The sequence below is a fragment of the Streptomyces sp. SKN60 genome (assembly GCF_026236535.1).
In the GTDB taxonomy this organism is placed as follows: Bacteria; Actinomycetota; Actinomycetes; order Streptomycetales; family Streptomycetaceae; genus Streptomyces.
The window spans coordinates 15,562-40,112 of the sequence record NZ_JAHTMW010000036.1 but is presented as its reverse complement, the minus strand read 5'-3'; the positions used below and the strand labels follow the sequence as shown (position 1 = coordinate 40,112).

Here is a 24,551-nt window from a genome sequence, read left to right as displayed (position 1 = left end):
AAGGCGGCGCTCAAGGCGCGGGCCACGGTGGGCGAGGTCTGCGACGCGCTGCGCGCGGTGTGGGGCACGTACGTCCCGACCGACGCCTTCTGACCGTCCGGGGGCCAGCCGCCATTCCACCTGTTGAAATTTAAAGCGGAGGGCCGAACCGGTGTGCGACACTCCGCTTCATGCTGGGTGTCACCGATCTGCCGACCTATCTCGCCGGGCTCGTCCTCATCATCCTCCTGCCGGGGCCGAACTCGCTGTACGTGCTGTCCGTCGCCGCCCGCAAGGGCACCCGGACCGGATACCAGGCCGCCGCCGGGGTGTTCACCGGCGACGCCGTCCTGATGACGCTCGCCGCCCTCGGCGCCGCCTCGCTGCTCCAGACCACCCCGCTCCTCTTCATGATCGTGAAGTACGCGGGCGCCGGCTACCTGGCCTGGATGGCGTACGGCATGCTGCGCGCCGCCCGCGAGATGTGGCGCACCCGGCACGAGACCCCGGCCGACGAGCCCGTCGAGCAGGAGACCGGCCCGTCCGAGCACCCGTACCGCCGCGCGCTGATCATCAGCCTCTTCAACCCGAAGGCGATCCTCTTCCTGATCTCCTTCTTCGTGCAGTTCGTGGACCCCTCCTACGCCTACCCGGCGCTGTCCTTCCTGGTCCTCGGCACCCTGCTGCAGCTCGGCAGCTTCCTCTACCTCACCACCCTCATCTTCAGCGGCACCCGTCTCGCCGCCGCCTTCCGCCGCCGCAAGCGCCTCTCCGCCGGCGCCACCACGGCCGCGGGCGCCCTCTTCCTCGGCTTCGCGGCGAAGCTCTCGCTGGCCGGCGCCTGATCCTTCCGACGTGGTTGACCCTGACACCGTGTGAGGCCGTTCCGTAGGGGGCGTCATGTTCGCCATCGGAGACTTCGCCCGGCACGGGCGGGTGTCGGTTCGGATGCTGCGTCATTACGACGCCGTCGGACTGCTGCGCCCGGCCCGTGTCGACCCGCACAGCGGCTACCGCTACTACGAGGCGGCGCAGCTCGCGCGGCTCAACCGTGTCATCGCGCTCAAGGAGCTCGGCTTCACCCTGGAACAGGTGGGGGCGATCCTCGACGAGCAGGTGGGGGCGGAGGAGCTGCGGGGGATGCTGCGGCTGCGGCAGGCCGAGCTGGAGACCGCCGCCGCGGAGGCGGCGGCGCGGCTCGCGCGGGTCGGGGCGCGGCTCCGAGCCATCGAGAGCGAGGGACGCATGTCCACGCAGGACGTCGTCGTGAAGAGGATTCCGGCCGTGCGGATCGCGGAGCTGAGCGGGATCGCCGCGAGCTTCGGGCCGGCCGACATCAGCCCGGTGATCGGGCCGCTGTACGAGGAGCTGTGCGGCCGCCTGGAGGCCGCCGGGGTCAAGGAGTTCGGGCCGGGGATCGCGTACTACGAGGACGCGGGGCGCGGGGACGGCTCGGTGTGCGTGCACGCCGGGATGAGCGTCCCGGAGGGGACGGTCGTGGAGGGCGTCGAGGTGCACGTCCTGCCCGGGATCGAGGAGGCGGCGACCGTCGTCCACCGCGGGTCGATGGACGACATCCTGCCGACCGCGCAGACCCTGGCGGGCTGGATCGACACCAACGGATACGCGTCGGCCGGTTATGCCCGTGAGCTGTATCTGGAGTGCCCGGAGGACACCTCCCGCTGGGTGACCGAGCTCCAGGAGCCGGTCACCCGCGGGTAGTCGACGCCCGGCTTCGGCTCACCGGCCGCCCATGGCCCGCCGCTTCAGCTTCAGGGCGCGGCGGGCCAGGCGGCGCAGCCGCGGGTGGCGGGGGACCGGGAGGCCGCCGGGCAGGCCGAGCGAGGTGAGCCGGCGGCGGGTGAAGTGGTGCCGGGTGCCGGCCGCGAGCGGGCCGGACAGGTGGCGTACGGCCGCCTCCCGCAGGTCCGGGCGGATCTTCGGCTGCATCGCGAAGCCCACGGCCGCGACCAGGCCCCGGAGTTCCGGTACCGGTAGGGCCTTGCCGGCCGGCTCCTCCAGGTCGGGGACCAGCGCGTCCACCAGGGCCACCGGCACCCGGTTGCTGTTCTGGTACGGCGTGAGCCGGGCGAGCAGCGGCCGGGTGCCGACCTTCGCGGTCTCGATGCCGTAGAACGCGCTCGCCGTGAACAGCGCCGTCGAGAAGCAGCCCACCACGAGCGCGGGCCGCAGCTCGCGGTAGAGCACCTCGGCGAGCACCGGGCGGTCCTCGACGGTCAGTTCGGCGCCGAGCGCCGCCGCCTCCCGCACCAGCGCCTGCGACCACGCGTCGGGGGCGGTCGGGTGCGGCTTGAAGACGAGCCGGCGGTGGCCGCGGGCGACCGCGCCGCGGACCATCGTCAGGTGCAGTTCGCCCTCCTCCTCGGGGGTGAGGAGGGAGAGCGCGGCGAGGTACTGGCCGAGGAGCAGGGCCGGGCCCTCCCCGTCGGCGGGCCCGGTCGCAAGGGGGCCCGACAGCTCCTCCACCACCTTGGTGAAGGCCTCCGTCGGCACGGTCTCGGCGACCGCCCCGAACTCGGCGAGCAGCAGCGGTTCGAGCCCCGGCACCAGGTCCAGGTGGAGGAGGCGGCGGACCCGCTCGCCGACCAGCGGGTCGATCTTGTTGCGGGTGGGGCCGTAGCTCATCAGCCCGTCCGCGTACACGTCGATCGAGGCGTCCGGGAGCAGTTGGGCGATGGTCAGCGCGGGCGCGACCTGCAGGGACTCGACGACGAGTTCGATGCGGTCGGCGGTCCGGTCGTCGCCGAGCCGCCACAGGCGCCGCAGGTGCCGCTGGAGCATCGGCAGGTCGTCGGCGCGCGGGGTCCAGCCGCCGGGGTGCAGCGGCTCGATCGTCGCGTTCCAGTCGAGGACCTCGTCGAACCGGCCGCGCAGCTTCTCGAAGCCGGGCATCCGGTCGAGCGGGGTGGTGGTCTCCGGGACGGCGGCGTTGGTGGAGACGAGCAGCAGCCGCCGGTCGGCCGGGCCGAAGCAGCCGCTGTCGAGGGCGGCGGCGAGGGTGGCGGCGCCGTACAGGGTGGAGGCGTAGAAGATCTGGGTGGTCTTGCGTGCGGAGGTGGTGCGGTTCATGCGGCGTTCGTCTCCAGAGCGGCCGGGCGCGGGGCCGGGGCGGCCGGGGCGGGGGCGGGGCGGCGGCGCTTGAGCCGGCGCAGCGGGCCGGCCCGGTCCTCGCCCATCGCCGTGAGGGCCTCGGCGAGGACGTCCTGGGGCAGTCGGCGCAGCGCGCCCGAACTCATCGCCCGCAATTGCCGTCCGACCGCGGGTTCGAATTTCGCCATGTTCCCGATGTGGTGGGAAATCACCGCGCAATAGGTGCGGACGGCTTTCGGCAGCAGTCGTTCCGCATCGGGATCATTCCTGGTCTCGTCGATCACCTGATCGAAAGCGCGGATGAAATCGAGCTGCCGTACATCACCGATCTGGGTGAGCGAGGTGGCCACTCCGCGCCGGTAGAAGATTCCGAGATCGCCGGCGACCGCGAAGGATTCCGCCTCGCGGTGCAGCCGCCAGATCCACGGCCGGTCCTCGGCCGTCCGCAGGCCGTGCGGGAAGTGCAGCAACCCCCGGTCGAGCAGCCGCCGGTGATACATCCCGGCCCACGCGTACGGATAGTCCACCGAGGTCGTCCGGTCGGCGGGCAGGATCGCGTCGCGCGGCCGCAGCACCTCCCGGCGCCGGCCCACCGGCACCCGCCGCACCGACCGGCCGCGCCCGGTCACCCGGACGTGATCGGTGCGCAGGAAGTCGCAGTCCAACTCCTCCATGGTGGCGACAAGGCGCCCGTAGAAGCCGGGGGAGAGCCAGTCGTCGCCGTCCAGGAACGCCAGATACGTGCCGCGGGCCGCGTCCAGACCGGTGTTGCGGGCGGTCGCCAGGCCCTCGTTGCGCGCGTGCCGCAGCAGCCGCGCCCCCGGGATCTCGCGCTCCGCGCGTTCCAGGAGCTCCGGGGTCCCGTCCGTCGAACAGTCGTCGACCAGCAGGAACTCGAAGTCCTCGCGGGCGTTCGCGCGCAGGCTTCTGAGGGCGTCGGGGGCATATGTCTGCACGTTGTAGAACGGCACGACGACGGAGAGCTTGACCACGGAAGCGACGCTAGGCGGCGCCCCGGCATTCGTCCTGACCGACAAGGGGATGCCCGGTGAACACAAAGCGGCGAGCCCCTTAACCACCTCGGATGCGTTCCCCTTTCTGTCCGTTTCCCGCAGTGCGTCATGGTGCTGTTAACCATTTGTTGTGGCCCAGTTGGGCCGCGAATCCCCGAGCCCTCCTAGCGTCCTGGACGTGCCATCACGTACCGATCGAACGGTGCGCGTCGCCGTTCTCGCCGACTCCGACACCCGGTGGAAATGGGGCGTGCTCACCGCACGCAGAATCACCCCCGCAAGCGGCCCCGAAAGCGCCCCCGCTCCCACGGGATTCGTGCTGCGCGGCCGCGCCACCCCCACCACCCGCCAGCTCGCCGAGACCGCGGTGTCCGACACCGTGCCCCGCGAGGTGACCGGCGCGGAGTTCCTGCGTGAGGTGCGCGACGCCGCGGAGCGCGGCGAGGGGTACGACGTCGTCGTGCTCGCCCTCGTCGGCGGCACCGTGCGCGCCGTGCTCCAGGGCATCGCCGACCTCGCACTCGACCGCCGCCCGGTGCTCGTCACCGGCTATGTCGGCGTCGTCTACGAGAAGCTCGCCGACGGACTGCTGCTCCGCCACGGCGCGGACGTCGTGCTCGCCAACTCCCGCCACGACGCCGAGCGTTTCCGCGCCGTGTACGAGGGCGTCGGCGCCGACCCCGGCTCGGTCGTCGAGGCCGCCCTGCCGTTCCTCGGCGGCGCCCCGCACAAGCCCGAACCCGGCCGCGACACCCTGGTCTTCGCCGCGCAGCCCTCGGTGCCCGTCACCAAGGCGGAACGCGCCTACGTACTGCGCCGCCTGGTCGAGCACGCCCGGCTGCACCCGGACCGCGAGGTGCTCCTGAAGCTCCGCTCCCGGCCCGGCGAACACACCACGCACCTGGAGGAGTTCCCGTACCAGAAGCTGGTGCGCGAGCTGCCGACCCCGCCCAACTTCCGCCTGGTGTACGGGCACATGGGCGAGGTCCTGGACCGCACCGACCTGCTGGTCACCGTCTCCTCCACGGCCGCCCTCGAAGCCCTGCACCGGCGCATCCCCACCGCGATCCTCACCGACCTCGGGGTGCGCGAGCCGCTCGGCAACCACCACTTCATCGGCTCCGGCCTGCTCACCTCCTTCGACGCCCTCGACAAGGGCGCCGTCCCCGAGCCCGACGAGCCGTGGCTGGCCCGGCAGGGCGTCGGCGCCGAGGGACTGCCCGGCTCCCTCCCGTACGAGCAGGCCTTCGACGCCGCCCGCGAGCGCGTCGCGCGGCTCCTCGCCGGCCCGGCGCTGCCGCCGGTCGCCCCGTACTACACGGCCGAGACCGCCGGCGGCTATCTGCCCGGCATCCTCGCCCGCCACCGACTCGACCTCAGCGCGCCCGAGCCCCGCGAGAGCGGGGTGCGCCGGATCGTCCGCGAGGCGGCCCGCGGCGCCTACCGCCACGGCGTCCAGCGCGTGGCCCCCGTCATCCGCCGACTGGGAGAACTCTGATGCCCACACCCGCTCCCGTCCCGACCGTGCTCGCCGTCATCCCCGCACGGGGCGGCTCCAAGGGCGTCCCCGCCAAGAACCTCGCCCCGGTCGCCGGGATCCCGCTGGTCGGCCGGGCCGTCCGGGCCTGCCTCGGCGCCCCGGCGGTGACCCACGTCGTGGTCTCCACCGACGATGCGGCCATCGCGGACACCGCCCGCGCCTTCGGCGCCGAGGCCGTGCGCCGCCCCGCCGAGCTCTCCGGCGACACCGCGACCAGCGAGTCCGCCGTGCTGCACGCCATGGACGCCTTCGAGGCCACCCACGGCCGCACCGCCGACGTGGTCCTGCTCGTCCAGTGCACCAGCCCCTTCCTGACCGCCGTCGAGGTCGACGAGACCGCCCGCCGGATCACCGAGGGCGCCGCCGACACCGCCTTCACCGCCGCCCCCAGCCACGGCTTCCTCTGGCGGGAGAACGACGGCGGCGCCCTCGGCGTCAACCACGACAAGGCCCACCGGCCGCGCCGCCAGGACCGCGAGCCCGAGTACCTGGAGACCGGCTCGGTCTATGCGATGGCCGCCGACGGCTTCCGCACCCACCGGCACCGCTTCTTCGGCCGCACCGAACTCGTCGTCACCGACCCGGCCCGGGTCCTGGAGATCGACGACCCGCACGACCTGGCCCGCTCCCGGGCCCTCGCGCCGCTGCTCGACGCGCCGGTCACCCCGGTCCTCGCCGACGTCGACGCCGTCGTCCTCGACTTCGACGGCACGCAGACCGACGACCGGGTCCACATCGACGCCGACGGCCGCGAGTTCGTCTCCGTGCACCGCGGCGACGGCCTCGGCATCGCCGCCCTGCGCAAGGCCGGCGTCCCGCTGCTCATCCTCTCCACCGAGCAGAACCCCGTCGTCGCCGCCCGCGCCCGCAAGCTCCGCATTCCCGTGCTGCACGGCGTGGACCGCAAGGACCTCGCCCTCAAGCAGTGGTGCGACGAGCAGGGCATCGACCCGCAGCGCGTGCTCTACGCCGGCAACGACGTCAACGACCTGCCCTGCTTCCACCTCGTTGGCTGGCCCGTCGCGGTGGGCAGCGCCCACGACTCCGTACGGGCCGCCGCCCGCGCGGTCACCGACACCCCCGGCGGCTCCGGAGCCATCCGCGAGATCGCCGCCTGGCTCCTCGGACCCGAGCTCAACACCCCCAACTCGCCCAACCGGTAAGGAACGATCATGAACTCCCGTCTGCGCACCCTCGGCACCAAGACCGCCGGCCCGGGCCAGTCCGTCTACGTCTGCGGCGAGATCGGCATCAACCACAACGGCGACCTCGACAACGCCTTCAAGCTCATCGACGTGGCCGCCGAGGCGGGCTGTGACGCCGTGAAGTTCCAGAAGCGCACCCCGGAGATCTGCACCCCGCGCGACCAGTGGGACATCGAGCGCGACACCCCGTGGGGCCGGATGACCTACATCGACTACCGCCACCGCGTGGAGTTCGGCGAGGACGAGTACCGCGCCATCGACGAGCACTGCAAGAAGCGCGGCATCGAGTGGTTCGCCTCGCCGTGGGACACCGAGGCCGTCGCCTTCCTGGAGAAGTTCGACGTCCCCGCCCACAAGGTGGCCTCCGCCTCCCTCACCGACGACGAACTGCTCCGCGAGCTGCGCGCCACCGGCCGCACGGTGATCCTCTCCACCGGCATGTCCACCCCGAAGCAGATCCGCCACGCGGTCGAGGTCCTGGGCAGCGACAACATCCTGCTCTGCCACGCCACCTCCACCTACCCGGCCAAGGCCGAGGAGCTCAACCTGCGCGTCATCCAGACGCTCCAGGAGGAGTACCCGAACGTCCCGATCGGCTACTCCGGCCACGAGACCGGCCTCCAGACCACCCTCGCCGCGGTCGCCCTCGGCGCCACCTTCGTCGAGCGCCACATCACCCTCGACCGCGCCATGTGGGGCTCCGACCAGGCCGCCTCCGTCGAGCCCCAGGGCCTCCAGCGCCTGGTCCGCGACATCCGCACCATCGAGACCGCGCTCGGCGACGGCGTCAAGAAGGTCTACGAGTCGGAGCTCGGCCCGATGAAGAAGCTCCGCCGGGTCCCGGGCGTCGTCGCCGCATGACCAGCCGGCTGGCGTTCGTCGAGAGCCCGGTCCAGCTCCTGAACGTCCTGGAATGGGCCCACGCGTCCACCCTCCGGCCCACCCCCACCCCCGCCCCCCGCCTGCCCGCGGTCCCGCGCCAGCCGGCCCGGCGGGGGAGCGGGGCCCAGGGGCCCGTCACGGCCCCCGGCCAGGCACCCGCCGGCGGCCCCGGCGACCCGGCCCCCGACGGCTCCGCCGTCCCCGCCCCCTCCCTCGCCCACGTCGGCCTCACCATCGTCGTCCTGTCGCCCACCGACCCCATGTCCCGCGGGCAGCTGCGCCGGATGGCGCAGCTCGCGCGGGACGAGGGGGTCACCGTGAAGTGGCAGGAGGCGCGGCAGGGGAAGGGGGCCGTGGTCAGTACGTTGCGGGAGCTCGCCGGGCCGTTGCGGGCGGCGGAGCGGGTGATCGTGGGGGATCCGTTCTCGCGGTACGTGCAGCTGCTGCTCACGCTGTACGGCCCGCGCCGGGTCACCGTCGTCGACGACGGCACCGCCACCATGGAGTTCGCCGCCCAACTCGCGCGCGGCGAGCGGCTGGTGCGCTGGCACCGGCGGGGCGGCAGCCGCGGGCCGCGCGAGCTGGTGCTCGCGCCGGTCACCTCGCTGGCCCGCCGCAAGCTGGCGCCCGGCCCGCGCCGTACCGTGGAGATCTTCACCTCGCTGCCGGTCGAACCGCCCGCGGGCACCACGGTCACCGTCAACGACTTCGCCTGGACCCGGTCCCGCTTCGGCCCGCCCCGGCTCACCCGCGGCGCCGACCTGGTCGGCACCTCGCTCGTGGAGACCGGGGTCGTCGACCCCGACGAGTATCTGCGGGCCGTCACCGTCCTGGCCCGCACCCACGGCGCCACCCGCTACTTCGCGCACCGCCGCGAGAGCGCCGAGAAGCTCCACCGGATCGCCGTGGAGACCGGCCTGGAAGTGGTCCGCCCCGATCTGCCGCTGGAGCTGATCGCCCGCCGCGGCCCCATCGGCCGCACCATCGTCAGCTTTCCGTCCACGGTCGTGCACACCCTGCCACTGGCCCTGGCCGGCACCGGCGTGAAGGTCGCCGTCTGCGAGATCGCCCCCGAGTGGCTCCGCGCGAACGCCTCCCCGCGTGCCCAGGGCTTCCTGTCCGGCGTCGCGGGCACCGCCACCGGCACCGAGAGACTCGAATTCGGTTAAGCGTACCCACAGAGGGTGACCGTCATGCCCAGGGAATGAGATTCTTTTCCCCTAAGGGGCTGAACTTTTCGTGATCATCGGGCAGTTGACCTCTCCGGGGGCCTACCCTTCAAAAGGTGAACCAGTTGAAGTCCCGTGAGCCCGGCCCCGGAGCGGCGCCCGCAGCGCTGCCCGGAACGCTGTCCGAATCCCTGCGCACCGAACTGATCGCGTTCCGCAGGGACTTGCACATGCACCCCGAGCTCGGCAACCAGGAGTTCCGTACCACCGCCGCCGTCAAGGCCCGGCTCGAGGCCGCGGGGCTCCGCCCGCGGGTCCTGCCCGGCGGCACGGGACTCGTCTGCGACATCGGGACCTGGGACCGCAAACGCCCGATGCTGGCGATCCGCGCCGACCTGGACGCGCTGCCCATCCCGGACGTGAAGACCGTCCCGTACCGCTCCACCGAACAGAACCGCGCCCACGCCTGCGGCCACGACGTCCACACCACGACCGTCCTCGGCGCCGGGCTCGTGCTCGCCGAGCTCGACCGGCAGGGCCGCCTCCCCGCCGCCGTACGGCTGCTCTTCCAGCCCGCCGAGGAGGTGCTGCCCGGCGGGGCCGCCGACGCCGTCGAGGCGGGCGTCCTGGACGGGGTCGGCCGGATCATCGCCGTGCACTGCGACCCCAAGGTCGACGCCGGGAAGATCGGCCTTCGCGTCGGGCCCATCACCTCCGCCTGCGACCGTCTTGAGGTCACCCTCGACGGCCCCGGCGGACACACCGCCCGCCCGCACCTCACCACCGACCTCGTCACCGCCGCCGCCCGGATCGCGGTCGACGTGCCCGCCGTGCTCGCCCGCCGGGTGGACGCCCGCTCCGGCCTCTCGGTCACCTGGGGCCGGATCGAGTCCGGGCACGCCCCGAACGTCATCCCGCAGCACGCCGAGCTCTCCGGCACCGTCCGCTGCCTCGACCTGCCCACCTGGCGCGAGGCCCCCGACCTGGTGCACGCGGCGATCGACGAGGTCGCCACGCTGCACCGCGCCAAGTCGACCGTCGACTACGTCCGCGGTGTGCCCCCGGTGGTCAACGACCCGGTCGTCACCGAGCTCGTCCGCGACGCCATGACCGCCCGGCGCGGCCTCGACTCGGTCGAGGACACCGAGCAGTCCCTCGGCGGCGAGGACTTCTCCTGGTACCTGGAGCACGTGCCCGGCGCCATGGCCCGGCTCGGGGTGCGCACCCCCGGCGACACCCGGGTCCGCGACCTGCACGCCGGCGACTTCGACGTGGACGAGCGGGCCATCCAGGTCGGCGTCGAGCTCTTCACCGCGGCGGCCCTCCTCGACGGCACGCCCGGGCGCTGAACCCGCACCTCTCGCGGCCGCCTCCGCCGACGGCGAAATCCAGACTATAAGTACGACTTAATGGCCGGCCGGACCCCCTTCATCCGTCCGGCCCAGCCCCCGGCGTGTCGCTTACGAGCCCGGCCCGAACGCCCGTACCAGCGTGTATGACGGGCGGTATCGGGCCGGACGCCGGGGGTGGCCCCCCTGGCCGGTTCGCGTCGATCCGATAACGACTCATGAACGGGTCTTTAACTGACATCTACGCGCGTTACGATCGCCGCGAAACCAGCGCCGGAAGAGGCGCTTTCGGTCAGTCTTGAAGGGACCCTCCTCTTGCGCCGGATCACCAGGATCACGACCGTGGGCATCGCCTCCGCGGCGCTCGCCCTGTCCGCCACCGCGTGTGGCAAGTCGTCGACGGACTCGGGCTCGAGCTCCAGCTCCAGCGCGGGTGCCACCAAGGTCGCCATCGCCTACGACATCGGCGGCCGCGGCGACCAGTCCTTCAACGACGCCGCCTACGCGGGCCTGAAGCAGGCCGAGGACGACCTGGGCGTCAAGGGCTCCGAGGCCGAGCCGTCCGCCGGTGAGGGCGACGCCGACAAGGTGCAGCGCCTGACCGCGCTGGCCCGCGCCGGGAACAACCCGGTCATCGGTGTCGGCTTCGCCTACGCCCCGGCCATCGAGAAGGTCGCCAAGCAGTTCCCGAAGACGACCTTCGGCCTCATCGACGACACGTCGAAGACCGGCCCGAACATCGCCAACCTCGTCTTCAACGAGGAGCAGGGCTCCTACCTGGCCGGCGTCGCCGCCGCCAAGGCGTCCAAGACCGGCACGGTCGGCTTCATCGGCGGTGTCGAGGTTCCGCTGATCAAGAAGTTCGAGGCGGGCTTCACCCAGGGCGTCAAGGCCACCAACCCCAAGGCGAAGGTGCTCACCCAGTACCTGACCCAGCCGCCGAACTTCGACGGCTTCTCGAAGCCCGACCTCGGCAAGGCCGCCGCGCAGGGCCAGCTCGACAAGGGCGCCGACGTGATCTACGCGGCCGCCGGTCTCGCCGGCTCCGGCGCGATCGAGGCCACCGCCAAGGCCGGCAAGTGGGCCATCGGCGTGGACTCGGACCAGTACAACCAGAAGGGTCTGGCCGCCTACAAGGACCACATCCTGACCTCGGTCACCAAGAACGTCCAGGGCGCCGTCTACAACCTGATCAAGTCGGTCAAGGACGGCAAGCCGCAGTCCGGTGAGGTCCGCTACGGCCTCGCGACGGACGGCGTCGGCCTCGCCACCTCGAACCCGACCTACTCGAGCATGACCGAGATGGTCGCCGCCGTGGACCAGGCGAAGAAGGACATCGTCGACGGCAAGATCACCGTCAAGACCGCGCCGTAACGGCACCCAGGTCCTGACCTGAGGCCGCGGGCCCGGCTCCAGTGACTCCCACTGGAGCCGGGCCCCGGCCCCATTCCCGTACGGGTTTTCAATTTTCGGCAGTGCTACGCGTGTAGATGTCCCAGCGGCACGATAACTTCGCCCCGCCCTGCCCGTCCGCTCCCACTCCTTTCGGCCAAGGAGAGTGCGCCATCAACGCGTCCAGCCCCCCTGCCGTAGAACTCCACGGCATCACCAAGCGCTTCCCCGGCGTCGTCGCCAACAAGGACATCGCGATCACCGTTCGCAAGGGCACCGTGCATGCCCTGATCGGTGAGAACGGTGCCGGCAAGTCGACCCTGATGAAGATCCTCTACGGCATGCAGAAGCCGGACGAGGGCACCATCGCCGTCGACGGCGAGCAGGTCACCTTCGCCAGCCCCGGTGACGCCATCGCCCGCGGCATCGGCATGGTGCACCAGCACTTCATGCTCGCCGACAACCTCACCGTCCTGGAGAACGTCGTCCTCGGCGGCGAGAAGCTCTACGGCATCGGTGCCAAGGCCCGCCGGAAGATCCAGGAGATCTCCGACGCGTACGGCCTCGGCGTCCGCCCCGACGCACTGGTCGAGGACCTCGGCGTCGCCGACCGGCAGCGCGTGGAGATCCTCAAGGTCCTCTACCGCGGCGCCAAGATCCTCATCCTCGACGAGCCGACCGCGGTCCTCGTCCCGCAGGAGGTCGACGCGCTCTTCGACAACCTGCGCGAGCTCAAGTCCGAGGGCCTGACCGTCATCTTCATCTCGCACAAGCTGGGCGAGGTCCTGAAGGTCGCCGACGACATCACCGTCATCCGGCGCGGCACCACGGTCGGCACCGCCGACCCGGAGACCGCCACCACCAAGCAGCTCGCCGAGCTGATGGTCGGCACCGAGCTGCCCTCCCCGGAGACCCGCGAGTCGACCGTCACCGACGTGCCGATGCTGCAGGTCCAGGGCCTGACCCTGACCGAGGCCGGCGCCGCCGCGGCCGCCCCGCTGACCACCGCCGCGCCCCCGGACCCGTCCGGCACCGTCGCGCTGCAGGAGATCACCACCGGCCGCAAGCTGCTCGACGACATCTCGCTCACCATCCACAAGGGCGAGATCCTCGGCATCGCCGGCGTCGAGGGCAACGGCCAGACCGAGCTCATCGAGGCCCTCATGGGCATGAACAGCCCCGACGCGGGCGTCATCACCCTCGACGGCCAGGACATCTCCAAGGTCTCGGTGCGCAAGCGCCGCGAGGGCGGCATCGGCTACATCCCCGAGGACCGCCACCGCCACGGCCTGCTCCTGGAGGCCCCGCTCTGGGAGAACCGCATCCTCGGCCACGTCACCGAGGCGCCCAACTCCAAGCGCGGCATCCTCGACCCGAAGGGCGCCCGCAAGGACACCGAGCGGATCGTCCGCGAGTACGACGTGCGCACCCCCGGCATCGACGTCACCGCGGCCTCGCTCTCCGGCGGCAACCAGCAGAAGCTGATCGTCGGCCGCGAGATGAGCCACGCCCCGAAGTTCCTGATCGCCGCCCACCCCACCCGCGGTGTGGACGTCGGCGCCCAGGCGCAGATCTGGGACGCGATCCGCGACGCCCGCCGCGAGGGCCTGGCGGTGCTGCTGATCTCCGCCGACCTCGACGAGCTGATCGGCCTGTCCGACACCCTCAAGGTCATGTACCGCGGCCGGCTCGTCGCGGACGCCGACCCCGCCACCATCACGCCCGAGCAGCTCGGCTCCGCCATGACCGGCGCGGCCACCGGCCAGCTCGAAGGCACCGAGCAGTCCGAAGACGGTGACGCCCGATGATGAAATTCGACAAGGACAAGCTGATCATCGGGGCCGCCGGCCCGGTGCTCGCGCTGGTCTCCTCGTTCGTGCTCACCATGCTGGTGCTGCTTGCCACGGGCCTCGACCCGATCGAGCCGATCCAGCTGATGATCGACAACGCCGGGTTCTCGGACATCCAGGTCCTGATCGTCAACCAGACCGGGATCTACTACCTGGCAGCCCTGGCCGTCGCCATCGGCTTCCGGATGAACCTCTTCAACATCGGCGTCGACGGCCAGTACCGGCTCGCCGCGATGGTCTCCGCCCTCATCGGCGCGTCCGTCGAGCTGCCCGGCCCGCTGCACATCCTGGTCATCGTGCTCACCGCGATGCTCACGGGTGCCATCTGGTCCGGCATCGCCGGCATCCTGAAGACCACCCGCGGGGTCTCCGAGGTCGTCTCGACGATCATGCTCAACGCCATCGCGACCTCGCTGGTCGCCTGGCTGATCCTGCCGAAGAACTTCGGCGTCCAGCCGGCCGGCTCCAACAACCTCACCACCGGTGAGATCGCCGAGTCCGGCTGGTTCCCGGGCATCGACATGGGCGAGGGCAACGGCGTCATCTACGGCTTCACCTTCGTCGCGCTCGCGCTCGGCGTCGTCTACTGGTTCGTCCTCAACCGCACCAAGTTCGGCTTCGACCTGCGCGCCACCGGCGCCAGCGAGTCCGCCGCCCAGGCCAGCGGTGTCGACGCCAAGAAGATGATCCTCACCTCGATGCTGCTCTCCGGCGCCCTCGCCGGTCTGTCGGGCATGCCGACCCTGCTCGGCGAGACCCACACGTACAGCCTCGACTTCCCGGTCGGCGTCGGCTTCACCGCCATCACCATCGCGCTGCTCGGCCGCAACCACCCGGTCGGCATCTTCTTCGCGGCCCTGCTCTTCGCCTTCCTGGAGAAGGCCTCCTCGTCGCTCGACGTGGAGGGCTATCCGAAGGAGATCACCCAGATCATGCAGGGCATCATCGTGATCGCCGTGGTCGTCTCCTACGAGCTCGTCCGCCGTTACGGCCTCCGCCGCCAGCAGCAGAAGGTCGGCGAGCAGCTGGCCGCCGGCGGCGCCCTCAAGACCGACAAGGAGGTGGCGGCATGAGCACCGGCACCGTTGCCAAGCCGAGCGCCGCGCCCAAGAAGGCGGGCGGCCGCCGCAAGCTGACCTGGCCCTGGATCCTGCTGCTCGTCGCGGCCGGTCTGGTCCTCTTCTCGATGGTCCGCGTCATCTCCGGGGCCGACGACCTCACCTCGGTCGGCCAGGTCTCCGGCGCGCTCCAGCTCGCCGTGCCGATCGGCATGGCCGGTCTCGGCGGTCTGTGGTCCGAGCGGGCGGGCGTCGTCAACATCGGTCTCGAAGGCATGATGGTCCTCGGCACCTGGTTCGGCGCCTGGGCCGGCTACCAGTGGGGCCCGTGGACGGGCGTCGTCGTCGGCATCCTCGGCGGCGCGCTCGGCGGTCTGCTGCACGCGATCATCACCGTCACGTTCAACGTGAACCACATCGTCTCCGGTGTCGCGATCAACATCCTCGCGGTCGGCTTCACCCAGTACCTGTCGAACTTCACGTTCGCCGAGGCCGAGGGCGGCTCCTCCAAGCAGTCCCCGCGGATCGATCCGATCACCGACATCACCATCCCGGGGCTCTCGGACTGGCTGATGGACCTCCAGCAGAAGCACTGGTTCCTGATCTCCGACATCGCCGGCCTGCTCGGCGGTCTGGTCACCAACCTGTCGCTGCTCACGGTGGTCGCCATCCTGCTGATCCCGGCCACCTGGTGGCTGCTGTGGCGCACGGCCTTCGGCCTGCGGCTGCGCTCCTGCGGCGAGAACCCGGTCGCGGCCGAGTCGCTGGGCGTCAACGTCTACAAGTACAAGTACATCGCCGTGGCGGTCTCCGGCGGCCTCGCGGGCCTCGGCGGCGCGTTCCTGGCGATCGTCTCCACCGGCATCTACCAGGAGGGCCAGACCGGCGGCCGCGGTTACATCGGTCTCGCCGCGATGATCTTCGGCAACTGGATGCCGGGCGGCATGGCCATGGGCGCCGGCCTGTTCGGCTTCACCGACAGCCTCAAGCTGCGCGGCGGCGCCGAGAACGTGCACGCGCTGCTGCTGCTGGTCGCGGCGCTGCTCGTGGTCGCCTTCCTGTGGCAGCTGTGGAAGAAGAAGTACGTGTCGGCCGCGCTGGCCGCCGCCTTCTCGGTCGCCTTCTTCCTCTGGTACGCGTTCACCGACGAGGTCCCGAGCCAGTTCGTCGACGCCGCCCCGTACATCACCACGCTGCTGGTCCTTGCCCTGTCGGCGCAGCGGCTGCGGATGCCGAAGGCGGACGGTCTGCCGTACCGGAAGGGCCAGGGCAAGTGACGACGCCCCCGCCCGGCGCCGACTGGGACCTCCTTCGCAAGGTCGCTCGCGAGGCGATGTCCCACGCCTACGCCCCGTACTCCGGCTTCCCGGTGGGGGCGGCGGCCCTGGCCGACGACGGGCGGGTGGTCTCCGGCTGCAACGTGGAGAACGCCTCGTTCGGCCTCGGCCTGTGCGCCGAGTGCGGGCTCGTCTCGCAGCTCCAGGCGACCGGCGGCGGACGGCTCACGCACTTCGTGTGCGTGGACGGCAGCGGCGGCCCGCTGGTGCCGTGCGGCCGGTGCCGGCAGCTGCTTTACGAGTTCGGGGGCGCCGAGCTCGTCCTGGAGACGCCCGCCGGGTTCGTCACCCTGGCGGAGATGCTCCCGCAGGCGTTCGGCCCGGACCACCTGGCGAAGTAGTACCTCGGAGCGGCCCTTCCGGCACGATGGGAAGGGCCGCTCCTCCTTTCCCCCTCTATGCGCGTAGAAAGAGGCACCATCACATGGACGTCATCTCCGTCATCCGCACGAAGCGGGACAAGGGCGAGCTGAGCCCCGAGCAGATCGACTGGGTCATCGACGCCTACACCCGCGGGGAGGTCGCCGACGAGCAGATGTCCGCGCTCGCCATGGCGATCCTGCTCAACGGCATGAACCGCGAGGAGATCGCCCGCTGGACGGCGGCGATGATCGCGTCCGGCGAGCGCATGAACTTCGACTCGCTCTCCCGCCCGACCGCCGACAAGCACTCCACCGGCGGAGTCGGCGACAAGATCACCCTGCCGCTCGCCCCGCTGGTCGCCGCGTGCGGCGCGGCCGTCCCGCAGCTCTCCGGCCGCGGCCTCGGCCACACCGGCGGCACCCTCGACAAGCTGGAGTCCATCCCCGGCTGGCGCGCGCTGCTCTCCAACGAGGAGATGCTGCACGTCCTCGACACCACCGGCGCGGTGATCTGCGCGGCCGGCGACGGTCTGGCCCCGGCCGACAAGAAGCTCTACGCGCTCCGCGACGTCACCGGAACGGTCGAGGCGATCCCGCTGATCGCGTCGTCCATCATGTCGAAGAAGATCGCCGAGGGCACCGGCTCGCTGGTCCTCGACGTCAAGGTCGGCACCGGCGCCTTCATGAAGAACATCGACGACGCGCGCGAGCTGGCCTCCACCATGGTCGCGCTCGGCACCGACAGCGGCGTCAAGACGGTCGCGCTGCTCACCGACATGTCCACCCCGCTCGGCCTCACCGCCGGCAACGCCCTCGAGGTCCGCGAGTCCGTCGAGGTCCTCGCCGGCGGCGGCCCGGCCGACGTCGTCGAGCTCACCATCGCGCTCGCCCGCGAGATGCTCGACGCGGCCGGCGTCAAGGACGCCGACCCGGCGAAGGCCCTCGCCGACGGCTCCGCGATGGACGTCTGGCGCCGCATGATCGCCGCCCAGGGCGGCGACCCGGACGCCACCCTCCCGGTCGCCCGCGAGCAGCACGTCGTCACCGCCCCCTCCACCGGCGTCCTGACCCGCCTCGACGCGTACGACATCGGCATCGCCGCCTGGCGCCTCGGCGCCGGCCGCGCCCGCAAGGAGGACCCGGTCCAGGCCGGCGCGGGCGTCGAACTCCACGCCAAGCCGGGCGACACGGTCACCGCGGGCCAGCCCCTGCTGACCCTCCACACGGACACCCCGGAGAAGTTCGACTACGCCCTGAAGTCCCTCACGGACGCCTGGGACATCGCGGACCCGGGCGCGAAGTTCACCCCGAACCCGATCGTGCTCGACCGCATCGCCTGATGCCGTGATCGCCTCTGGCATGTGCCAGTGACACCTTTGGGTGAACGGGGCCGGTGGACCTCCACCGGCCCCGTTCGGCATGCTGGGATCGGTGTCACACCGAAAAGGAGACCGCCATGAGTGCACTCCCCGTCGATCCCGCTCCGGGCCCGCACTGGGACGAGCTCGTCCGCTTCTGGGAGGAGTCGGACTGGCCCGAGGGCAGCAAGGTGGAGATCATCGATGGGATCATCGTCGTGACACCACCGCCGTCCGGAAACCACAACGACATCGCCGACGAGGTGCAGCGAGCGCTGTACCCGGTGATTCGCCGGGACTGGGGCGTCTACCAGACACAGCCGCTGGTCATTCCCACGCGCGTGGGAATGTTCATCCCGGATGTTCTGGTAGCCCCCAAGAAGTCTGTACGTGAGGCTGAACACGGCCTCTTGGCCGCCGATGCCGAGCTGGTTGTCGAGATCACCTCGCGGAGCAACGCGAATCACGACAGGGTCGTGAAGCTACAGGGCTACGCCACTGCGGGCGTGCCGCTTTACCTGCTCATCGACCGCTGGCACTCCGGCCGACCCACCGCCACCCTCTACGGCGAGCCGAAGAACGGCCTGTACCGCGTGCTCGACGTCGTCGAGTTCGGCGAGGAGATCCACCTCCCCGCCCCCTTCGACCTCACGATCGACACCAGCGTGTTCCCGTTCGGCTGAGCGCCTCCCAGGTCCCGTCTCGCCCCATCGATGAGTTCCGGGCACGCCCGCGGTCTCCCTGGTGTGGACACCTCTCCGGCCTCTCCGACCATCGAAGTGCGGCTCACCGGGCGGCCCGCCCCGGACGACGTCGGGCGGCTCTGCGCGCTGCTCGAAGCGGCGGAGCCGAGCCTTGTCATATGCGAGATCGGCGGGCTCGGCCGCGTCGGGCTCGGCGCCGTCGACGCCCTCGCCCGGCTGCGGCTGACCGCCCGGCGGTGCGGGCACCGGCTGGAGTTCCGGGGGGCCGGGCCCGAGCTGAGGGATGTGCTCGGGCTCGTCGGGCTCGGGGACCTGCTGTGAGGCCCGGAAGGGTCAGGCGGGCAGCCGCTCCGGCAGGTCGAACAGCGGGAACCAGCGCTTGGTGTCCAGGAAGAAGTCCATCCCGCCGATCTTCCCGTCGTTCAGCTGGAGCACGATCAGCGCCCACGGCGCGAAGCCGCCCTCCGGGTCCGGGTGGTAGTGCGCGAAGGCCGGCTGGCCGTTCGCCACGGTCGGGACCAGCTTCGAGCCGCGGCACACCTCGCCGACGCCGAGCATCCAGCCCACGATGTCCTCGTGGCCGCGCAGCCACAGGTCGTACGGCGGCATGGACATCGTCGCGTCCTCGTGGAGGAGCGCGGTGAGCGCCTGCATGTCGTACCCCTCGAAGGCCGCCACATAGCGCTCAAGGAGCGCCTTCTGCTCCTCGTCCAGCGGGTCCGCCGCGTCCGAGGTGGCCGGGGCGTGCTCGGCGATCGTCGCCCGGGCCCGCTGCAGCGCGCTGTTGACGGAGGCGACGGTCAGCCCGAGCAGCTCGGCGACCTCGGCCGCCTTCCACGCGAGCACCTCGCGCAGGATGAGCACCGCCCGCTGCTTCGGCGGCAGGTGCTGCAGCGCGGCCACGAAGGCGAGCCGCACCGTCTCCCGCGAGACCGCGGTCTCCGCCGGGTCCGCCACCGACGGCAGCACCCGCCCGTCCGGCACCGGCTCCAGCCAGGTGATCTCGGGCCGCTCGTTGAGCCGGGCCTGCGCGACCGGCGTCGGGTCCGTCAGATCCATCGGCCGGGCCCGCCGGTTCCCCGCGTTCAGCGAGTCCAGGCACACGTTGGTCGCGATCCGGTACAGCCAGGACCGCAGGGAGGAGCGTCCCTCGAAGGAGTCGAGCGAACGCCAGGCGCGCACCATGGTGTCCTGCACCGCGTCCTCCGCCTCGAAGGCGGAACCGAGCATCCGGTAGCAGTAACCGGTCAGCTCCGTGCGGTACTTCTCCAGGTCGTCCGACTTCAGGTCGCCGGTCGTCATGGCCATCGCGTCCACCCCGCTCGCCCCTCACCGGCGCCCGTTCGACGCCGATGAGGGGAACGTATCGCAGCCCACTGACAGCGGCGACCGGTTCCGGTCAGGTGCCGGGCTTCCGCCCGTACACGAACACGTCGTCACCGTTCCTGAGCAGGTTCCAGTACGCCTTCGCGTCGGCCGGCCGCATGTTGACGCAGCCGCCCGAACCCGGCGGGTTCCACATGGACTTGGTGGTCGAGTGGAAGGCCTGCCCGCCGTCGAAGAACTGCGAGTACGGCATCGAGACGTGGTAGAGCGTCGACCAGTGGTTGATGTTGCGCCAGTAGATCTTCTTGGCGCCGGTACGGGTCTCCGTGCCGTCCTTGCCGGTGCGCACCGGCACCGGGCCGTACTTCAGGCGCGAGCCGTCCTGGATCCAGCTGAGCTGGCGGGTCAGGTCGACGCAGGCGATCCGGCCCTTGTTCGTCGGACACCTGCGGTCCTTGTTGGGGTTGGTCCCGGCCGCCTTCTGCGCGAGCATCGTCGACATGGTGCGCCAGGTGATCACCCCGGCGTACCCGGCGGTCGGGGTGATCCCGTGCTTGGCCTGGAAGGCCTGGATCGCCCGGCAGTCGGCGAGCGACTGGCGCCCGTCGACCGTCCGGCCGAGGAACTTCTCCACCTGCTTCTGGTACGGGCCGGTCGTCGTGTTGCAGTACGACGCGGCCTGCGCCGGGGCGGCGCCGAGGGCCACCGTCATCGGCACCACCAGGGACGTCACCGCGAGGCCGATGCCGGCTCTCCTCCGCCCCGTGCTTCCCATCGCCTTCATGATCGTCAACTCCCCCTAGAGTCCTGTCGGTTAAGACGACCGAAGGGGGCCGACGGTTGCGGGGCCGTCACGGACCAATCGCGGAGCGTCAGGCCGGGGAGCGTCAGGCCCGGGCCACCCGCGGCTGCCGCGCCGCGACGCGCGCGCTGTGCGTCCCGTACAGCGTGATCGACACGACGCCGAGCACCGCCACCAGACCGATCACGACCGTGCCGGCCCAGCCGCCCGCGTGGAAGGCGACCGCGCCCAGCGTGCCGCCCGCGCTGCTGCCCAGGTAGTACGCGGACTGGTAGAGCGCCGATGCCTGCGCGCGGCCCGTCTTCGCGGTCCGGCTCACCGAAGACGAGGCGACCGCGTGCCCGGCGAAGAAGCCCGCCGTGATGAGGACCAGGCCCGCCAGGACGGCCGGCAGGGCGTCGGCGAGGGAGAGCAGCAGACCGGCCGCGGTGGTCGACACGGCGAGGTACAGCGCCCCGCGCCGGCCGAGCCGGCCGACCAGCTTGCCCGCCGCAGCCGAGGAGACCGTACCGACCAGATAGACCAGGAAGATCGAGCCGACCACACCCTGCGGGAGCGAGAACGGCGCCTCGACGAGCCGGTAGCCGATCACCGTGTAGACCGCGCCGAACACCGTCATGAACAGCGCGCCGATCGCGTACAGACGCACGAGCAGCGGGTCCGCGAGGTGCCCGCGCACCGTCTTCGCCAGCGCCTTCGGGTTCAGCGTCCCGGGCGAGAAGTGCCGGGCCTTCGGCAGCAGCGCCCGGAAGGCGAGCGCGCACACCGCCGCCATCAGACCGACCGCCGCCAGACCGGCCCGCCAGCCCCACAGCTGGGCGACCCAGCCGGTGACGATGCGGCCGCTCATGCCGCCGATGGAGTTGCCCGCCACGAACAGACCGATCGCGGCGACCAGCGCCTTCGGCCGCACCTCCTCGGCCAGGAAGGCCATCGCCGAGGCCGGTACGCCGGCCAGCGCGGCGCCCTGCACGGCGCGCAGCGCGATCAGGGTCTCCAGGTTCGGCGCGAGCGGGACGAGCAGACCGACGGCGACGGCGACCGCGAGGGAGGCGGTCATCATCGAGCGGCGGCCGTAGCGCTCGGACAGCGCGCTGAGCGGGAGCACGCACAGGGCGAGCGCGCCGGTCGCGGCGGAGACCGTCCAGGAGGCCGCCGACGCGGTGGCGCCGAACGCGGCGGAGACCGCGGGGAGCAGGGCCTGGGTGGAGTAGAGGAGGGCGAAGGTGGCCACTCCGGCGGCGAACAGCGCGAGGCTCATCCGGCGGTAGCCGGGCCGGCCGGGGGAGAGGCGGGTGTCTTCGGTGGAGGCGGCGGAGGCAAGGCTTGCGTCGGCGACCGCGCGGGTGGCGGCCGCCTTGGTACTGGCGGAAGGCATGCCTCGAACGTAGAACTCCCCGCTTCATGCGTCCAATGCACGGAACTGCTGTAATCGTTCCCATGGCGCATGAGTACAGGTCACAGCATCGGCTGTCATCGAACAGTAACGAAGAAGACATGGGACTGCTGCTCGCGCCCCGGCTCGCGTACTTCGCCGCCGTCGCCCGGCACGAGCACGTGACCAGGGCCGCGGCCGAGATGGGCGTGCCGCAGTCGACGCTGTCGCGGGCCATGGTCCGGCTCGAAGAGGACCTCGGCGTCGCGCTGTTCGCCCGCCGCGGGCGCACGGTCTCGCTCACCCCGGCCGGCCGCCGCTTCCTCACCGCCGCCGAGCGTGCGCTCGCCGAGGTCGAGCGGGCCGCCGACACCGTACGGGAGGACGCCGACCCCACCGCCGGCCGGGTCGCCTTCGGCTTTCTGCACACCATGGGCTCCGAGACCGTGCCCGGCCTCATCCGGGCCTTCCGGGTCGACCACCCCAAGGTCCGCTTCACCCTGGTGCAGAACTACGGCGAGGCGATGATCGAACGCCTCCGGGCCGGTGACCTCGACCTCTGCCTCACCTCGCCGGTGCCGGACGCCCCGGACCTGGTCGCCCGCCGCCTCGACGAACAGCGGCTTCGGCTCGTCGTGCCCGACGACCACCGGCTCGCGAGCCGCAAGCGCATCCGGCTCGCCGAGGCCGCCGACGAGACCTTCGTGACCCTCGAACCCGGCTACGGCCTTCGCCGCATCACCGACGACCTCTGCGCCCAGGCCGGCTTCACCCCACGCGTCGCCTTCGAGGGTGAGGAAGCCGAGACCCTGCGCGGCCTGGTCGCCGCGGGCCTCGGCGTCGCCCTGCTGCCGCCACCGGCCGTCGCCCGCCCGGGCGTCGTCGAACTCGGCGTCACCTCGCCCCGGGCCGTCCGGGAGATCGGCGTCGCCTGGCTGGACGGCCACCCCGACACGGCGCCGGTGGCCGCCTTCAAGAAGTTCCTGCTGAGCAAGCGGGGCAGCCTGCTACCGGAGTGACCGCCCCGTGCCGAAGCCCGCCGCCAGCGGCATCCGCAGGCCCAGCGGCGGCGGTGCCGCCATCGCGTCCGCGAGCGGGCGGCTCTGGGGGTGGGCGAAGAGGGCCGACAGGACGAAGTCCGCGGCCAGGGCCTGGACTTCGGCCTGGTACTGGCGCAGCGCGTGGCCGTCCGCGTGGACCTCGAAGCGGCAGGTGTCGCGGTTGGACTTCTTGGCGCGCTCGGCGAAGCGGTAGGACAGCTCCGGGTCCGTACGGGCGTCGTTGGTGCCGTGTACGAGGAGCACGCGGCGTCCCACCAGGTGGCGCACCGGCTCCGGCTCGGCCGCGCGGTCGTCCTCCGGGAGCCACGGCGCGAGGGCCAGGACCGCCGTCACCGCCGGGTGCCCGCCCGCGTGCAGCGCCGCCCGGGCGCCCATCCCGCGCCCGACCAGGCAGACCGGGACGTCGCCGTAGCGCCGTACCGCCTCCGCGACCGCCCACCGGGCGTCCGCCGCGAGCTGCGCGTCCGGGCCGTTCCAGCCGCGGCCCCGGTAGCGCACCACGTGCGCCACCAGACCGTCCGCCCGCCCCGCCCGCGCGAGCCGCCGCCCGAGCGGCAGCGCCGCCGCGTGCGCCCGTACCGAGGCCCGCCGCCCGGACACGGTCTCGCCGTCCGGGAGCAGCAGTACCACCCCGCCCGCCTCGGTGACCGCCGTCGTCGCCGCGACGGGACGGCCGAGCCGGGGTGTCCGGGAGGTGGCCGGTCCCACAAGTGCGTTGTGCGCCATGGCAGAACAGTCTCAGAAGCCGAGGTGTACGACAGTGGTACGCGCGATCTCTGTTACGTATCGTCCGCTGACCGAACGCCCGTCATGCGTACGGGCCTTGCTACGCCCGTTCGAAACAGTGCACCTCGCCCACCGCCACGAACCCGCGCCGCTCGTACCAGTGGCGCGGCCAGTCGTCGGCCAGGGCGGTGAGGAAGACCGTGGTGCAGCCGGCGTCGGCGGCGAGGCGCAGGGCGGTGTCCAGGACGACTCCGGCGTGGCCCTGGCCGAGGTGCGTAGCGGCCGTGACCAGGTCCTCGATCTGGGCCACGCGGGTGGCCGGGTCGATGTAGAGGTCGGCCCAGGAGGCGACCTCGCCGAACTCGTCGTGGGAGGCGAGGAAACGCACGTCGTCGGCGCCGCGGCGGCGGGCCGCGCGGCGGTCCACCAGGGTGTCCACCACCTCGTCCCCGACGTCCGGCAGGAAGCGCCGCCAGCTCTCGGCCACCGGACCGCGCAGCGCCGGCAGCTCCACCTCGCGCGCGCCGCCGAGCTCGGGGACCGGGCCGGTGTGGCGCATGAGGAGGACCGTGGCGCGGGTGTAGCCGGCCGCGCCGAGCGGTCCGGCGCAGGCCTCGCCGACCGCCGCGTCCGGGATGTAGACGGTGCGGTGCGCCAGATGGGACATGAGCTCGTCGACCACGGCGGGCAGGGTCTCGGGGTCGGGCGTGCCGTCCACCAGGACGTGGTTGTTGCCGTGGGACAGTGCGTAGGTGTCGTCGAGCGCGGCGAAACCGCCCGGGAAGCCGACCGTCCGCTCCGCCTGCCGACGGGTGAACTCCGACAGGAAGCCCTGGATCCGGCGCAGTTCGGCGAGGTCGGCGGCGGGCGCGTCCGATGGAGTGCTCATACGCGCAGGCTAGGCCGACCGGCGGGCGGCGTGCACCGGAAATTCCGGCGATCGGATCCGGCG

General features: G+C 71.9%; 23 protein-coding genes. 16 read left to right on the top strand and 7 right to left on the bottom strand.

What is annotated here, in order from left to right:
• Positions 1 to 170: 170 nt before the first annotated feature.
• Positions 171 to 824 carry a leucine efflux protein LeuE gene (gene leuE / locus KV205_RS34985; protein WP_265869051.1) on the top strand — a complete coding sequence of 218 codons (654 nt, stop codon included), beginning with the start codon at positions 171 to 173 and terminating at the stop codon, positions 822 to 824.
• Positions 825 to 879: 55 nt separating this feature from the next.
• Positions 880 to 1,701 carry a MerR family transcriptional regulator gene (locus KV205_RS34980; RefSeq protein WP_265869050.1) on the top strand — a complete coding sequence of 274 codons (822 nt, stop codon included), beginning with the start codon at positions 880 to 882 and terminating at the stop codon, positions 1,699 to 1,701.
• A gap of 18 nt (positions 1,702 to 1,719) precedes the next feature.
• On the opposite strand, the gene KV205_RS34975 is transcribed toward KV205_RS34980, so the two are convergent.
• Together KV205_RS34975 and KV205_RS34970 are read right to left on the bottom strand one after the other, a co-directional pair.
• Positions 1,720 to 3,069, bottom strand: coding sequence for an alpha-2,8-polysialyltransferase family protein (locus KV205_RS34975; protein WP_265869049.1), 1,350 nt, complete (start codon positions 3,067 to 3,069; stop codon positions 1,720 to 1,722).
• On the bottom strand, positions 3,066 to 4,082 hold the full coding sequence (locus KV205_RS34970; RefSeq protein ID WP_265869048.1) for a glycosyltransferase family 2 protein: 1,017 nt from the start codon (positions 4,080 to 4,082) through the stop codon (positions 3,066 to 3,068). Before KV205_RS34970 ends, KV205_RS34975 begins: the two co-directional genes overlap by 4 nt.
• 199 nt (positions 4,083 to 4,281) lie before the next feature.
• On the opposite strand from KV205_RS34970, the gene KV205_RS34965 reads away from it, so the two are divergent.
• The 13 genes from KV205_RS34965 (at position 4,282) to KV205_RS34905 (ending at position 18,630) form a co-directional block, all read left to right on the top strand.
• Entirely contained in the window at positions 4,282 to 5,601 is a 1,320-nt protein-coding gene (locus tag KV205_RS34965; RefSeq protein ID WP_265869047.1) for a DUF6716 putative glycosyltransferase, read from the top strand.
• Entirely contained in the window at positions 5,601 to 6,806 is a 1,206-nt protein-coding gene (locus KV205_RS34960) for an acylneuraminate cytidylyltransferase (protein ID WP_265869046.1), read from the top strand. Before KV205_RS34965 ends, KV205_RS34960 begins: the two co-directional genes overlap by 1 nt.
• 9 nt (positions 6,807 to 6,815) lie before the next feature.
• On the top strand, positions 6,816 to 7,709 hold the full coding sequence (locus KV205_RS34955; protein ID WP_265869045.1) for an N-acetylneuraminate synthase family protein: 894 nt from the start codon (positions 6,816 to 6,818) through the stop codon (positions 7,707 to 7,709).
• A complete protein-coding gene (locus KV205_RS34950) occupies positions 7,706 to 8,899 on the top strand; it encodes a hypothetical protein (protein ID WP_265869043.1) in 1,194 nt (397 codons plus the stop codon). Before KV205_RS34955 ends, KV205_RS34950 begins: the two co-directional genes overlap by 4 nt.
• Before the next feature lie 116 nt (positions 8,900 to 9,015).
• Complete coding sequence (locus KV205_RS34945; protein WP_265869042.1) at positions 9,016 to 10,248, top strand: amidohydrolase; 1,233 nt, start codon at positions 9,016 to 9,018, stop codon at positions 10,246 to 10,248.
• Between the two features lie 315 nt (positions 10,249 to 10,563).
• A complete protein-coding gene (locus tag KV205_RS34940) occupies positions 10,564 to 11,622 on the top strand; it encodes a BMP family protein (protein WP_265869041.1) in 1,059 nt (352 codons plus the stop codon).
• Between the two features lie 116 nt (positions 11,623 to 11,738).
• Positions 11,739 to 13,448 (top strand): ABC transporter ATP-binding protein, encoded by a 1,710-nt coding sequence (locus tag KV205_RS34935; RefSeq protein WP_265869040.1) that lies wholly within the window; start codon positions 11,739 to 11,741, stop codon positions 13,446 to 13,448.
• Positions 13,445 to 14,563 (top strand): ABC transporter permease, encoded by a 1,119-nt coding sequence (locus KV205_RS34930; RefSeq protein ID WP_265869037.1) that lies wholly within the window; start codon positions 13,445 to 13,447, stop codon positions 14,561 to 14,563. The genes KV205_RS34935 and KV205_RS34930 overlap by 4 nt, the downstream gene beginning before the upstream one ends.
• Complete coding sequence (locus KV205_RS34925) at positions 14,560 to 15,825, top strand: ABC transporter permease (protein ID WP_265869036.1); 1,266 nt, start codon at positions 14,560 to 14,562, stop codon at positions 15,823 to 15,825. The genes KV205_RS34930 and KV205_RS34925 overlap by 4 nt, the downstream gene beginning before the upstream one ends.
• On the top strand, positions 15,822 to 16,226 hold the full coding sequence (locus KV205_RS34920; RefSeq protein ID WP_265869035.1) for a cytidine deaminase: 405 nt from the start codon (positions 15,822 to 15,824) through the stop codon (positions 16,224 to 16,226). Before KV205_RS34925 ends, KV205_RS34920 begins: the two co-directional genes overlap by 4 nt.
• A gap of 83 nt (positions 16,227 to 16,309) precedes the next feature.
• Positions 16,310 to 17,587, top strand: a complete 1,278-nt coding sequence (locus KV205_RS34915; protein WP_265869033.1) for a thymidine phosphorylase — start codon at positions 16,310 to 16,312, stop codon at positions 17,585 to 17,587.
• A gap of 116 nt (positions 17,588 to 17,703) precedes the next feature.
• Positions 17,704 to 18,288, top strand: a complete 585-nt coding sequence (locus KV205_RS34910; protein WP_265869032.1) for a Uma2 family endonuclease — start codon at positions 17,704 to 17,706, stop codon at positions 18,286 to 18,288.
• Between the two features lie 63 nt (positions 18,289 to 18,351).
• The gene (locus KV205_RS34905; RefSeq protein ID WP_265869030.1) at positions 18,352 to 18,630 is read left to right on the top strand and encodes an STAS domain-containing protein; all 279 of its coding nucleotides are present in this window, start codon (positions 18,352 to 18,354) and stop codon (positions 18,628 to 18,630) included.
• A 12-nt stretch (positions 18,631 to 18,642) separates the two neighbouring features.
• Here the strand turns inward: KV205_RS34905 and KV205_RS34900 are convergent, their stop codons facing one another.
• From KV205_RS34900 to KV205_RS34890, 3 genes are all read right to left on the bottom strand, one after another.
• Complete coding sequence (locus KV205_RS34900; protein ID WP_265869028.1) at positions 18,643 to 19,617, bottom strand: sigma-70 family RNA polymerase sigma factor; 975 nt, start codon at positions 19,615 to 19,617, stop codon at positions 18,643 to 18,645.
• Positions 19,618 to 19,708: 91 nt separating this feature from the next.
• Positions 19,709 to 20,410 (bottom strand): L,D-transpeptidase, encoded by a 702-nt coding sequence (locus KV205_RS34895; protein ID WP_374214770.1) that lies wholly within the window; start codon positions 20,408 to 20,410, stop codon positions 19,709 to 19,711.
• A 112-nt stretch (positions 20,411 to 20,522) separates the two neighbouring features.
• Positions 20,523 to 21,815 carry an MFS transporter gene (locus tag KV205_RS34890; RefSeq protein ID WP_265869025.1) on the bottom strand — a complete coding sequence of 431 codons (1,293 nt, stop codon included), beginning with the start codon at positions 21,813 to 21,815 and terminating at the stop codon, positions 20,523 to 20,525.
• Positions 21,816 to 21,877: 62 nt separating this feature from the next.
• Between KV205_RS34890 and KV205_RS34885 the strand changes: the two genes are divergently transcribed.
• The gene (locus KV205_RS34885) at positions 21,878 to 22,831 is read left to right on the top strand and encodes a LysR family transcriptional regulator (RefSeq protein ID WP_265869024.1); all 954 of its coding nucleotides are present in this window, start codon (positions 21,878 to 21,880) and stop codon (positions 22,829 to 22,831) included.
• On the opposite strand, the gene KV205_RS34880 is transcribed toward KV205_RS34885, so the two are convergent.
• Together KV205_RS34880 and KV205_RS34875 are read right to left on the bottom strand one after the other, a co-directional pair.
• Entirely contained in the window at positions 22,820 to 23,599 is a 780-nt protein-coding gene (locus KV205_RS34880; RefSeq protein WP_265869023.1) for an alpha/beta hydrolase, read from the bottom strand. The genes KV205_RS34885 and KV205_RS34880 overlap by 12 nt on opposite strands.
• Before the next feature lie 100 nt (positions 23,600 to 23,699).
• Complete coding sequence (locus tag KV205_RS34875; RefSeq protein ID WP_265869021.1) at positions 23,700 to 24,488, bottom strand: GNAT family N-acetyltransferase; 789 nt, start codon at positions 24,486 to 24,488, stop codon at positions 23,700 to 23,702.
• Positions 24,489 to 24,551 lie beyond the last annotated feature (63 nt).

Coding starts and splice junctions, on each gene's coding strand:
- leuE (WP_265869051.1), top strand. CDS start 171: ATGCTGGGTGTCACCGATCTGCCGACCTATCTCGCCGGGCTCGTCCTC.
- KV205_RS34980 (WP_265869050.1), top strand. CDS start 880: ATGTTCGCCATCGGAGACTTCGCCCGGCACGGGCGGGTGTCGGTTCGG.
- KV205_RS34975 (WP_265869049.1), bottom strand. CDS start 3,069: ATGAACCGCACCACCTCCGCACGCAAGACCACCCAGATCTTCTACGCC.
- KV205_RS34960 (WP_265869046.1), top strand. CDS start 5,601: ATGCCCACACCCGCTCCCGTCCCGACCGTGCTCGCCGTCATCCCCGCA.
- KV205_RS34955 (WP_265869045.1), top strand. CDS start 6,816: ATGAACTCCCGTCTGCGCACCCTCGGCACCAAGACCGCCGGCCCGGGC.
- KV205_RS34950 (WP_265869043.1), top strand. CDS start 7,706: ATGACCAGCCGGCTGGCGTTCGTCGAGAGCCCGGTCCAGCTCCTGAAC.
- KV205_RS34935 (WP_265869040.1), top strand. CDS start 11,739: ATGTCCCAGCGGCACGATAACTTCGCCCCGCCCTGCCCGTCCGCTCCC.
- KV205_RS34930 (WP_265869037.1), top strand. CDS start 13,445: ATGATGAAATTCGACAAGGACAAGCTGATCATCGGGGCCGCCGGCCCG.
- KV205_RS34925 (WP_265869036.1), top strand. CDS start 14,560: ATGAGCACCGGCACCGTTGCCAAGCCGAGCGCCGCGCCCAAGAAGGCG.
- KV205_RS34915 (WP_265869033.1), top strand. CDS start 16,310: ATGGACGTCATCTCCGTCATCCGCACGAAGCGGGACAAGGGCGAGCTG.
- KV205_RS34910 (WP_265869032.1), top strand. CDS start 17,704: ATGAGTGCACTCCCCGTCGATCCCGCTCCGGGCCCGCACTGGGACGAG.
- KV205_RS34900 (WP_265869028.1), bottom strand. CDS start 19,617: ATGGCCATGACGACCGGCGACCTGAAGTCGGACGACCTGGAGAAGTAC.
- KV205_RS34895 (WP_374214770.1), bottom strand. CDS start 20,410: ATGGGAAGCACGGGGCGGAGGAGAGCCGGCATCGGCCTCGCGGTGACG.
- KV205_RS34890 (WP_265869025.1), bottom strand. CDS start 21,815: ATGCCTTCCGCCAGTACCAAGGCGGCCGCCACCCGCGCGGTCGCCGAC.
- KV205_RS34885 (WP_265869024.1), top strand. CDS start 21,878: ATGGCGCATGAGTACAGGTCACAGCATCGGCTGTCATCGAACAGTAAC.
- KV205_RS34880 (WP_265869023.1), bottom strand. CDS start 23,599: ATGGCGCACAACGCACTTGTGGGACCGGCCACCTCCCGGACACCCCGG.
- KV205_RS34875 (WP_265869021.1), bottom strand. CDS start 24,488: ATGAGCACTCCATCGGACGCGCCCGCCGCCGACCTCGCCGAACTGCGC.